At 59.2% G+C, this 12,015-nt stretch carries 9 protein-coding genes and 1 pseudogene; 4 read left to right on the plus strand and 6 right to left on the minus strand.

Annotation, left to right across the window (positions count from 1 at the left end):
• Positions 1–62: 62 nt before the first annotated feature.
• Positions 63–254: a DUF3077 domain-containing protein gene (locus HU729_RS25845; RefSeq protein ID WP_238348367.1), complete on the minus strand. Its 192-nt coding sequence runs from the start codon at positions 252–254 to the stop codon at positions 63–65.
• On the opposite strand from HU729_RS25845, the gene HU729_RS12890 reads away from it, so the two are divergent.
• Entirely contained in the window at positions 219–1,187 is a 969-nt protein-coding gene (locus HU729_RS12890) for an aminotransferase class III-fold pyridoxal phosphate-dependent enzyme (RefSeq protein WP_346655300.1), read from the plus strand. The two genes, HU729_RS25845 and HU729_RS12890, sit on opposite strands and share 36 nt — an antisense overlap.
• Positions 1,188–1,771: 584 nt before the next feature.
• Here the strand turns inward: HU729_RS12890 and HU729_RS12895 are convergent.
• The 5 genes from HU729_RS12895 to HU729_RS12915 form a co-directional block, all read right to left on the minus strand.
• Positions 1,772–2,419 (minus strand): response regulator, encoded by a 648-nt coding sequence (locus HU729_RS12895; protein ID WP_186669201.1) that lies wholly within the window; start codon positions 2,417–2,419, stop codon positions 1,772–1,774.
• A 31-nt stretch (positions 2,420–2,450) separates the two neighbouring features.
• Positions 2,451–5,354: an ATP-binding protein gene (locus HU729_RS12900; RefSeq protein ID WP_186710318.1), complete on the minus strand. Its 2,904-nt coding sequence runs from the start codon at positions 5,352–5,354 to the stop codon at positions 2,451–2,453.
• A gap of 116 nt (positions 5,355–5,470) precedes the next feature.
• Positions 5,471–6,670: an EAL domain-containing response regulator gene (locus HU729_RS12905; RefSeq protein ID WP_186669205.1), complete on the minus strand. Its 1,200-nt coding sequence runs from the start codon at positions 6,668–6,670 to the stop codon at positions 5,471–5,473.
• On the minus strand, positions 6,667–9,489 hold the full coding sequence (locus tag HU729_RS12910; RefSeq protein ID WP_186710319.1) for an ATP-binding protein: 2,823 nt from the start codon (positions 9,487–9,489) through the stop codon (positions 6,667–6,669). Before HU729_RS12910 ends, HU729_RS12905 begins: the two co-directional genes overlap by 4 nt.
• A 111-nt stretch (positions 9,490–9,600) precedes the next feature.
• Positions 9,601–9,945, minus strand: a complete 345-nt coding sequence (locus tag HU729_RS12915) for a hypothetical protein (protein ID WP_186710320.1) — start codon at positions 9,943–9,945, stop codon at positions 9,601–9,603.
• 228 nt (positions 9,946–10,173) lie between these two features.
• Here HU729_RS12915 and HU729_RS12920 point away from each other — a divergent pair.
• The 3 genes and pseudogenes from HU729_RS12920 to HU729_RS12930 form a co-directional block, all read left to right on the plus strand.
• Positions 10,174–10,284: pseudogene (locus HU729_RS12920) on the plus strand (IS5/IS1182 family transposase); the annotation flags it as partial.
• Between the two features lie 363 nt (positions 10,285–10,647).
• The gene (locus tag HU729_RS12925; protein WP_186669210.1) at positions 10,648–11,229 is read left to right on the plus strand and encodes a fimbrial protein; all 582 of its coding nucleotides are present in this window, start codon (positions 10,648–10,650) and stop codon (positions 11,227–11,229) included.
• Between the two features lie 61 nt (positions 11,230–11,290).
• Positions 11,291–11,992, plus strand: coding sequence for a molecular chaperone (locus tag HU729_RS12930; RefSeq protein WP_186669211.1), 702 nt, complete (start codon positions 11,291–11,293; stop codon positions 11,990–11,992).
• The last annotated feature ends 23 nt before the right edge of the window (positions 11,993–12,015 follow it).

Genomic DNA, 12,015 nt, shown 5'->3' on the forward strand with positions numbered 1-12,015 from the left:
ATCGCGGGACAAGCCCGCTCCTACAGGGATTAGGCCGGTCTTTGGGTTTTGAGCAAGACAGTTCAGTGCAGCCTGCCGCGCTCGACATCCGTCATCAGTGCTTTGGCAAAGGCGCTCAGGTAGTCGGCGGCGGTCAGCAGCCGGTTGTCCTGCTCCATCAACCCTTCGTGCAGCAGGTGGCGGATGCAGGCGAGCAGGTTCATCACTTCGTCGTAGGCGTGTTCGGCGGGGATGCCGGGCAGGATGCGGAACATGTCCACAGGCGGGTTGCCGGACTCGTGGAAAGTTTCCAAGCCAGCAGTCAGGAGAGGTGGGTCGGGGAGACCGCGATCAAGGCCGCGCGTCGCTGGGGTTATCGGGTCAAGGGCATCGCCCGTGACAAGGCGCGTATCGTCACCGCCACCGACAACTTCCATGGTCGCACCACTACCATCGTCGGGTTCTCCACCGAGCCGCAGTACAAGGATGGCTTCGGCCCGTTCAGCGACGGTTTTGACACTGCGACCTTCGGCGATATCGACAGCTTCCGTGCCGCCATCGGCCCGAATACCTGCGCCGTGCTGATCGAGCCGATCCAGGGCGAGGCCGGCATTCGCGTGCCGCCACAGGACTTCCTGCGTCAGTTGCGCGAGCTGTGCGACGCCACCAACACCCTGCTGATTCTTGACGAGATCCAGTCGGGCCTTGGGCGTACCGGCAAGACCTTCGCTTTCGAGCACGAGGGCATTCGCCCGGATGGCCTGATCGTCGGCAAGGCGCTGGGCGGCGGGATCCTGCCGGTCTCGGCGTTTATCGCCGACCATGCGCTGATGGACCTGTTCGATGCCGGCAGCCATGGTTCGACCTTTGGCGGCAACCCGCTGGCGGCAGCGGTGGGCCTGGAGGCGCTGCGCGTGCTGCAAGACGAGCAACTGGCGCAGAACAGTGCCGAGCTCGGCGCCTACCTGCAACAGCGCCTGCGTGAGATGGCGGTGCCGTTCGTGCGTGATATTCGTGGCCGTGGGCTGTGGGTCGGGATCGAGCTGGACCGCCCGGCGCGGCCATACTGCGAGGCGCTGATGGCGCTGGGCGTGCTGGCCAAGGAAACCCACGAGACCGTGCTGCGCATCGCGCCGCCGCTGTGCATCAGCCGCGATGAGTTGGACTGGGGGCTGGAGCGGATTGCCCAGGTGCTGGTTGATTGCTAGCCGAGTGGCTTGGACCGCGGTGTTCTTCTCGCGGGCAAGCCCGCCCCCACGATCTTGCTATTGATCCTGATTCGGCTGTTTCCCTGTGCGCCGCCCTGTTCCCGATCACTTAATCGGCTGCGCTACCGCCAGTCAGTTTGAGCGTGCTCAAGGCCGCAACGCCGCTGTGGGCTGAAGTTGGAGTTCGATATGTCGAGAATACGCAAGTCAATCTGCGTTTCATTGACCGTGTCCCGGCAGGCGACAGCGTGACCTTGAGCGCTATCCTTTTAAGGGTTGGGGCTGCGCTTGCACGATCTCGATCAAGGCCCTGCGGTCCTGGATATGCGACTGTATGACGCCTTGAGCTTCACTGTCGCAGAATCAGGCGTGCGGCTAACTCGGGCAGTGCGGGTTGTCATGGTAAGTGATCAATCTCCTGCATTTGGACGCTATCAGCCCATGTGCAGCCGATCATCGATTATCTCTGAAGGTTCTCGCTCAGCGCTATTGCGTTATTGCGGCGTACCGCAAAGACCATTGCCTGCGCTGTTCTAGGTGTCATGTGTCGGCCGTCAGGTAAGAAGCCCGCTTACTGGGCGTTGTCAGGAAAACTGACGAGTTTCTATGCAGTAGGCCATCAGCTCTTGATCACTGTCGATCTCCAGCTTGCGCATGGCCGACACTTTTTGTGCACTCACCGTCTTGTTGCTGCGGCACAGTTGCCGCGCAATGTCACTCACCGACAAGCCAGTCACGAACAGGCGCAGCACCTCCATTTCACGAGGCGAGAGACTTTGAAAGCGATCCTCTACCTGGCCGGGGCGGACCAGCACCGAGCGCGCCTCGGGTTTAGGGCTGGTGTAGCGACGCTGCGAACTCAGAGCGGTCAACGCCTTCTCGATCTCTTGATGCAGGTGGTTTTTCTGGATCACGCCGACAACCCCCAGTTCCTGCAGGCGTGACAGGATCAGGCTGTTGGAAATCATCGTCAGCACCAGGACCTGCGTCTGTGGGAAATTGCGCAGCACGTACTCGATCAACTTCAGGCCATCGCCATAGGTGGCATCGCCGGGCATGTTGAAGTCGGTGATAAGCAGCTGCGGGTTGTGCTTGCGTAGCTGCTCGATCAACTCACTGGAGCTGACCGCCTCGCCTACTACGGTGTAGCGCCCATCGCGCTGGATGATTTCGCGCACGCCGAGTAGCACTATGGGATGGTCATCGGCGATGACGATCTTCAATTGAGACATTGGTGGAATCTCTTGCAGTAGATGGTAGGCATCATTGAGTTTGCTCGCCCAAAGATTGCGCCAATGCCGCGAGGCGGGCGCAGAGGGCTCTGATCTGTACGATCAGCGGCGCGTCGAGCGGACCCGCATGCAACGCTTCTTCCAGTTGCTGGCAGAGGTGGTGGAGTGCCTGTGCGTGCACACTGGCCAGAGCTCCACTCATGCTGTGCAGGCGTTGACGCACGACAAGTGCATCTGACGCCTGAAGCCCTTGCTCGATCTGAGAAATGTCCGCCACCAGCGTCTGAGCCATCAGCTCGCGCATGGCAGGCGACAGCTCGATCCAGCCTTCCTGATCGTCCTTTGCCGACGGCGCCAAAGGCTGCAACTGCAGGCTATTGGCTTTACGGCAGTGCGACATCAGGGCTTGGCGGAGCATGCCCAGGCTCAGCGGCTTGACCACCCAGGCGCTCATGCCCATGGCCAGGCAATGCTCGCCTTCTTCACGTAGGGCGTTGGCGGTAACGCCGATGATCGGTACATCCACGCCCTGCACGCGCAGGGCTTGCGCCAGCTCATAACCGTTGAGACGTGGCATGTTGATGTCGGTGATGACCAGGTCGAATGTCTGGGTATGCCACAGTTTCAGCGCGTGTTGACCGTCGTTGGCAACCGTCGGGTGGGCACCCAGCGCTTCGAGCTGCTCGCGCAGCACCGCTTGGCTGACCGGATTGTCCTCTGCAACCAGTACGCGCACGTTCAGGCAGGGCTCATCCAGGCATGTAGGCAGCAGTGAGGTCGGCGGTGGCGGTGGCGCAGTGTGAACGATAGGCAGGGTGATCAGCAGAGAGAAGCTGCTGCCCAGCCCGGGCTCGCTCACAACCCGCATGCTCCCGCCCATGAGTTCGCTCAACTTTTTGCAGATCGACAGACCCAACCCTGCACCATTGCCATCCTGGCCGGGCGCGACCTGATAGAACGGTTTGAACAGTTGCTCAATCGCTTGCTCCCTGATGCCGACGCCGGTATCGGTGACCTGCCATTGCAGCGAGACGCAGTCGGCGTTGCGCGATTGCACAGTCAGACGCAGGCGAACACGGCCCGAGTCGGTAAACTTGATGGCGTTGCCCAACAGGTTGTGCATTATCTGCCGCAGCCGCCCGGCATCACCCAGGATCTGCTTGGGGATCTGCGGATCTATCTCCGCTTCGATATCCAGGCCTTTGTTGCGTGCGGTTGCGCTGAAGGCAACCACTGCATCCTCCACCAGTTGAGCGGGGTCAAACGGCGCCTCCTCAACCGGCATCTGGCCCGATTCGATCTTGGATACGTCCAGTACGTTGCTGATCAGTTGGAACAGCACTGTTGACGAGCCCTGGATGACTTCCAGGTAGTGGCGTTGACGCTCGGTCATATCAGTCAGCGAGAGCAGTTCCAGATTGCCCAGCACGCCATAAAGCGGCGTGCGGATTTCGTGACTCATGGTCGCCAGGAACACGGTCTTGGCTTCGTTGGCGGCAGTGGCGCGGCGGTGTGCCTGGTTCAGCATCAAGGTCTCGTCTACATGCCGTGTGATGTCATTGCAGCCACACAGGAACACGTCCTGGCCCTCGTAGCGGGCGGCCACGACCACGACCTGAACATAGCGACCGTCGACCAGCAGGCAGGTCTCCCCGGGCGCCTGATCGCCATCATGGCTTTCCAGCAATTGGAGGACGGCTGGGGTGGCAGCCAACTGCGCAGCGCGCTGGTTTTCCAGCAGCAGCTTGCGGTCACTGCGACGCAGAACACACAACCCAACGGGTGCGTTGTGCAGCATCAGGCGGTTGAATGACTCGTTCTCGAACAGGCGTTCTTGCGCCTTTTGAGCTGGTATGACGATACGGGTCTGGTACCAGCGGTTGATCCACAGGCCGACCAGAATCGCCGCAATAAACGTCAGCATCAGCCCCATCAACGGCCATTTGGCATAGCGCAGAAAGTCCTGATAGCTGATTGCATAAAGGCCGGTCCAGCGCTCCCCGGAGTTCGATATCAACTTGAAACGCAGCCCCTGCTGATTGAAGCTCAGCCCCAAAGGAGCAGTGGTGCCTGGCTCCAGAGCGCCGAGCACTACGTCGTCCTCAGGCGAGATCAGGGTGAACTGGTTGTACACCGGCAATTGCAGCACCCGCTCGAACTCATCGACCTGGGCGGTATCGACGGCGGCGGCTAGGACCAGCAGGCCATTCGCTTTGCCGGCAGGAAGCAGGGCACTGGCAGCGTCCAGGCCGATCATCGCGACAATGCTGCGGTGCTTCTGGTACAGCTGCGAGGGCGCGCGCATCCAGCGCACACGATGATCGTTCAGCAGGGTCTGTGAGGGCAGGATCTGCTGCAGACGGTTGATGACAGAGCTGTATTGCTCTTGCAGCAGCGGCAGATGCTGGCGAGGTGCATCTGCGGCGGGAATTGCCAGGCTGGCTTCGCCGGCCGGGCTGAGAATGAACAGTTGTGGTGAAGAATAGAATGAACTGGCCCAGAACCCGCCAAAGTAGTCGGTCATCTGCACGCCCAAGGCCAGCGCTCGGCCTTCGTCTTCTTTGCTATAGCCTGGGCCATGGGCCAGGGAGAACGGCAACGAAAGGTCGAAACCTTTGGCCTTGAGCAACACCTGATCACCAATAGGCTGAGTCTGGATCACTGAAACGGACTGTACCGAGTGCAGGGGCGGCGAGCTGCTGTAACGGTAGCCGGTCGCTACATTTCGCATAAACGACTCGTGCTCGTGGATGATTTCCACGACCCGAGCGAAATGAAATTCGACGCGCTGTTGTTCGGCCTCCAGCAGCCGCGACACCGCCCAGTAGCAGGTGCTGGACAGAAGAATCAGCAAGCCTGTCATCAGCAACAGAGCTTTGTTCAGGCGTTGGGAACTCAGCGCCAGGGCGTCCAGGTGTAGGCTCGCGTGTTTCATGGGGGTAGGGCTCGGCTAAAGGAAGAAAATAGACCGACGCTAAAGGTGCGCAAATAGCGTCTATCGTCCTTGAACAGTCAGCACTTCCCTGAGCTGAATCGTTTGACCATGAGGTTTCAAATTAGTGCTGGCCGTGGGCCATCTTCCCTTAATAAATTGGCCAAGTCATCTCGCGCGACTGCTGGAGAGATGATAAAACCCTGCACGTGGTCACACTTGATTCGGCGAAGCACTGCCAATTCGGCTTGGGTTTCTGCACCCTCGGCGACCGTGATGAGGCCAAGCTTGCGTCCCAGTTCGGTGATGCTGAGCAAGGCTGACGCCAAGCCGTCGTTTTCGCCGCAGCCTGATACCAGCGAGCGGTCGATCTTGAGCTCCGTGAACGGCGTCGACACCAGATTGAAGTACGAGCTGTACCCCCTGCCGAAGTCGTCCTGAGCGAGGCCGAACCCCATCAGCCGCAAGCGACATGCACCGGCGTAGTAGCTGCTGGACAGTTGGGTGGTAGAGGTCTCGGTGAGCTCGAAGGTGATCTGGCGGGGGTCGGCCTGGTTGATCCGTACCTGGGCCAGCAAGCGGTCGACCAGGTCGGCATGATCGAGCAGGTGGGTCGGCAGATTGATCGATACAGGCAGCGGATGGCCCATGCGCTCCCACTGTGCCTGGGCGCCAAGGGTTTGACCCAGCATGCAGGTGAGCAGCTCGATTTCCAGTTCGGCGTTTTCGATCTCATCGAGAAAAGCGCCGGGCATAAGCAAACCTTCGGCAGGATGTACCCAGCGCGCGAGCGCCTCGGCACCGACGATGCTTCCGTCATGCAGCGACATCTTCGGCTGGAACCACGCTTGGATTTCACCGTTCTCGAGGGCCTTGGCCAAGGTGCTGCGCGAACGGCAGCCTCGCGGTCTGCTGCTGAATGCTCGGGCCTGTTCGGTGAGGTCATCGAGTCGTTCGCGCAAACCGACAACTTCAGCCTCTCGGACCGGCTTGGAGATCAGGCCGGCGACGCGCAGCCCAAGATTCTTGGCGACCTGGCCGGAGCCAACCAGCATGCGTCGCGATGCTGCGGTCATCAATGCCAGGGCAGGGGGACGATGCAGTTGCGCCAGTTGCTGTATCAGTTGCACACCGTCCATATGCGGCATCATCAGGTCAGTCAGCAGCAAGTCATATCGGCTACTTGCCAGGCGCTGCAGTGCAGTGGCGCCATCCCAGGCCAGTTCCACCTCAAAGCCGCCTGCCGCCTGGAAGACAGTCGTCAGGTACTGGTGTTGAAACGGATGGTCCTCGACTATTAGCACGCGATACACGTTCACGACACGCTTCTCTGGTAAGGCTGCAAGCACTGGTACAAGGCGTGCAGCGTGAAGGGTTTGACAAGCAGGTGTGCCATGCCTGCCCCCAGGCAACGCTCTGCCTCATCCAGCATGGCGTTGGCAGTAGCACCGATGATCGGTACGCTGCAGCCCCTTGCGCGCAGCTCCCCGGTGAGTTGATAGCCGTTCATGCGCGGCATGTTGACATCGGTCAGGACGATGTCGAAGTCGGCGTCTTGCCACAGCGCCAGGGCCTCGACACCGTCGCGCGCCAGCACCACGGTGCAGCCTAGTTCCTCGAGTTGGTCGCGCAGAATGAGCTGATTGATCATGTTGTCTTCTGCCACCAGCAGGTGCAGATTCAGCCGGCCTTTCTGAACCGTGACAGGCTTCATCGGCTCGTCTTGCAGTTCTATGCCCAACGCTTGGCCGACGGCACGATTGAGTGCCTGAAGGTTGTTCAGCCCCACGCGCCAGGTGCGCTCGTCGACCTGGACAATGCCGTGTGCATCCTGCGCCACCACGACCCGATTACCATTCCAGTCATCTTTGAGGGTGGTACTGGCCTGACCTGGACACAGCTCGACCAGCGTCGCGCCAGTATCCAGTTGACTCGTATCCTGGCCTGTCAGCTGTGCCCGTGCCCCCCAGCGGCGCAGCCAGCCCGCAGTGTGCTCAGCCAGTTCCTGCACCTGCGAGTGGACATAGATGCGCTCACTGACCAGTGGCTGAGCCCAGGCGTACTGCGTATGCGCTGAGACCTGCTCGAGCGGCAGGGTGAACGTGAAGCTGCTGCCCAGGCCCGGTTCGCTGAACACCCTGAGCGAGCCATTCATCAAGTGCACCAGGCGCTTGCAGATGGACAGGCCCAGGCCGGTGCCAGCGACCACATTGGCGGTCGGGCTGCTTTGAAAGAACGGCTCGAACAGCTGTTGTTGATCCTGCGTAGGAATGCCCTTGCCGGTATCGACTACCTGCCACTGCAACATGGCCCGTTCGCCCTCGCGGGACATCAGCAGCAGGCGCACCACAATGCGTCCGGTCTCGGTGAATTTGACTGCGTTGCTCAGCAGGTTGCCGAGAATCTGACGAATCCGGGTGACGTCCCCCAGCACGTGCTCGGGCAGTCGCGGATCAATACAGGCGAACAGCTGCAGGCCTTTGCTCTGGGCCGCGCCGGTATAGTTCTGGATTACGTCCTGAGTCAGCTCCAGCGGCGCAAAAGTCGTGAGCTCCAGTGCCAACTGGCCGGCTTCGATCTTCGACACATCCAACACATCGCAGATCAATTGCAGCAAGGATGCCGAGGAGCCTTCGATCGCGGTGAGGTAGCCGCGCTGCTGTGTGTCCAGCTGAGTCCGGGAAAGCAGTTCGAGCGTTGCCAGCACGCCATACAACGGGGTGCGGATTTCGTGGCTCATCGTTGCCAGGAACAGCGTCTTGGCTTCATTGGCTGCGTCGGCCAGGGTGCGAGCCTGCTGCAAGGCCATTTCGGTGGTTTTGCGTTCGGTGATGTCACTGAATGCACAGATCAGTACATCTTCGCGCTGATAGCGCGTTGGAGCATAGCTCAGGAACAGATGTCGACCGTCCGCCATCTGTAGTTCGTCGGTGCTGCTTCGCTCTGCTTCGGAACCAAAAGCGCGGTCAATCCATTGATGGCATAGCCGCGTTCGCTCATCGCCCATCCCCAGCCACTGTGTCGATAGTTGATTTTCCAGCACCACCGCGCCATCGCTGCGGCGCAGCACGCACAAGGCCACAGGGGCGACGTGAATCACTGCGCTGCAGAACGCCTCGCTTTCTATCAGGGCGTCAATACGCGCGGCGGCCGGCACGATCAACCGCTGGTTGATCCGCTTGACGCACCAGAGCATGAACACCGTGGCCAGAAGGCAAATAAGAAGCGCCGCCGCAAGCGGTATTGCCAAGCTGGGAAGCAAGGATTTCAGTTGTATGCTGTAGATGATTTGCCAGTTGGAATAGTCCAGATGTTTGCGGATAGTCAGCCTTTCCGGCAACCAGAACCCGCCCTCCCAGCCGAAGCTGGTGGACGTCGGGAGGTTATCAGCCCGTTGCGTGCTTGCAGGCGGGAGCGGGGCGTTGCTCAGAATCAGTTGACCATTGGCATCCAGCAACTTGAAGTCACCAGCCTGCTCGTGCTGCAGGGCTTTGATCAGGTTTGGGCCATCGACCTCAAGCCCCAGCCAGCCTGAGGTGGCCTTGCGTTCGTCCATTCTGATGAAGATATACAGCGGTGAATCCAGTCGGCCGGGATCGGTCAGCCAGAGTTCATCTTGAGACGCCTGGATATCGTTGGCCGATCGCACGCGCTCAAGCACCCGCGAGGGCATGCTCTCAGCATGGGTGGCGGCGGTGAACAGGCGTTGCACCTCTGCGCCTGGCGTTTGCGGCACATAGATCAGGTTGACCTCGTTGGTCCGCAGGTAATCGAGCATCCGCCGGGTCAGCCATAGGCTCCAGATTTCATGGTCCTGGCCGAGGATGATATGAATCTCCTCTTCCGGCACATTGTTGGTTTCGGCGGCGGCAAGCGTGGGTTGCCTGACCGTAGACAACCCCAACCCTTTGAGCAGCGTCTGGCGGCTGACGAAGAAACCCTGAGCATCAAAGATCGCTTCGTTCATGTAGCTGCGGCGGGACGATATCTCCTGATTCAGCGTTACACGAAGGTAGCTGTAAGCACCGATGAACACTCCCGCTACAAGGCTGAAGGCGAACAGGCACAGGAGCTTGCGCGCCGCCTGCGGCGTCGAGAGCGAGGAGTGGAGCGTCGGGATCAGGTGGTCAGGTCTCATCGGCGCCAGCCTAGTGCGCGGCTGCCGTGTCCTGAATAGGACGGATCTCAATCTCTAGTCGGCAAGCCTTGGTCAGCGGCTGCTGAGCATGGGGGGATGCTTAGGCATGCTTCAAAGCACTTTCTGGGTAATCACATAGCGGCCTTGTTTGACCGCGCTGCCCGTGGCGTTGATCAGTACATACTCCTGATCCATCTTGGTTGAGGGCTGCGGCAATGGCTGGATGCTGATGTGCAGGGGCGGTGTGCTCGCAGCGGCTTGAACCGTCAAGGTCGAAAACGTCGCATCCTGCGCACATGATTCCCACACCCTGCCTTGGCTGTACGTGGTGACATTGCAGAGTCCAGTCACCACCGCTCCAGTGAAGCGCACAGTGCCATGCAGCGGCGTCCTATCTTCGGCCTGGCTCAATAGGGGCAAAGAGCAGAGCACCGCAGCAACGAAAAATCCTTTCATGTTTGCATTCCAATTTTGAGTGACTAATCGGCTTATCGGCTGGCGGCCAAATAGGGTGAGAGCTGAATCCTTTCACCCGACGAATGGTCCGGCATGCACGATTCCCTGCCGCGAGGATTTTTCCATCAAGTCAGTACAGACCCCCTTAGCGGGGCTGAAATAGCACTCTGATCAACTGCCCGGGCATGGTGCCGCGGCGAATGTGGCCGATGTAGCGGCGCCCGCCACCTGTTGCATGGCTAGGAAAGTTTTATCTGTGCCGAAGCGGGTCATACCGGCGTGGAGAAACGGCCGGCGCATGAAGGGCGACCCGCGATCTGGCAGATTGCGGCTCGTCGCAGGTACGCTGGCAATCATTTCGTGGTGTGGGGGGCTGTGCACCAGGGGCAGATAACCAAAGCGTTGCATTGGTCATCCAATAAAATCAGCACCTGAACATCGGGCTTTTCTGCATGCCCATGCCGCCCATTTCCGGTTGGTCAGAAACTTCGCTTGGGGTTTCCTAATGCCTGAAGGCCAACTATTTTTCCGTGGAAACCTATTTGCTGAATGGCGCCTCTGCCTCTATTAGTTGGCCTGTGCTGGGCAGATTGGCTTTTGAGATTCGTCTTATGTTGATCACGGGTGAGCTAAGCGATAGTTCAATCCCCTGCTGACAGTATGCGTTGCCAGGGACCTATCACTTATAAAGCGAGGCCTGTCATGTCTGTTCGTTCAATCAAATACTCCGCATTGTCCTGCGCTGCCCTGGTAACTTCTTTCATGCTCACCGCTGCGCAAGCGGCCGATGGTCAAATCGAGTTCACAGGCGTGGTCAATGACAACGCGTGCACAATCAATACTCAAAGTGCTACTCAGTCTGTCGATATGGGTCAAGTGCGTATCGCAGACTTCCCAAATACCGTCGGTGCCCTGGCTGCCAATGGCGGTACACCTTTCAGCATTTCGCTGGAGAACTGCAGCGGGCCGACTCTGCGTAACGCAACCGTGAAGTTCAGCGGTCAGCAAGCCGCCAGCGATGCGACGGTATTGGGCATGGTCGGCAGCAATCAGGTTGCAGGCGTGGGTATTCAGATCGCCGATGCCCGCACCGGTGCCAAGCTGCCGCTCAACACTGAAAGCGCTGCCTACAGCCTGCGCCCAGCCAGCAACACCTTCGACTTCACTGCCTCTTACGTGCGCCTGGTAGCCGACACGGTAGACACCGACGGTGCCGTCACTGCGCGTGGTATTGGCACCGGTCGCGTCAATGCCATTGCCAGCTTCGACATCACTTATCGCTAATTACGCTGAATCACCAGGGTCCACGTGCAGCGTGGATCCTGGGCCAAGGGTGTGACATCAGATGAAATCGAAACTCGCAGGGTTGTTCGCCCTGGTACTTAGCCTTAGCAGCGTGCTGGCGCATGCGGGTGTCAATGTAGGCGCCACGCGGGTCGTCTATCAGGCCAAGCAAAAGGAAGCGAGCCTGTCAGTAACCAACTCCGCTGAAGACAATATTCCTTATCTGATCCAGTCCTGGGTCAGTGAGTACGGTGGCAGTGAGAGCAGCAGCGATGCCTTTCTGATTACGCCTCCATTGTTCCGCCTCGATCCCGGTAGTCAGAACATGCTGCGGATTATGGCCATCGATAAAAGTGTCTTCGCCAGCGATAAAGAAAGTTTGTTTACGGTCAATGTAAAAGCTATTCCCGCAAAGTCCACCGATCCGGCCCATCAGAACGTGCTGCAGATTGCCGTTAAAACCAGTATCAAACTGTTTTATCGCCCTGAGGGGTTGCAAGGCAATTTAGTTGACGCTGTGGCAGGGCTAAAAGCTTCAGCTGGACAGGGCCGTCTGCATATTCAAAACCCGTCTGGCTACCACGTGGTCGTCAGCAAGCTGGTGGTCAATGGCATCGAGCGTAAAGGGCTGCTCGAACTCATCAAGCCAGGCGAAAGTAGGATCGTTGACCTCCCTGTACGCGCAGGCGACACGATTAACCTTACTTACATCAATGAGTACGGCAGCGCAGTCGAAGCACCGGTAAAGACCCTGGTCAATTAATTCATTTGCTTGCATGAGGGATA

This window comes from Pseudomonas sp. RW10S2 (assembly GCF_014268985.1).
GTDB lineage: Bacteria > Pseudomonadota > Gammaproteobacteria > Pseudomonadales > Pseudomonadaceae > Aquipseudomonas > Aquipseudomonas wayambapalatensis.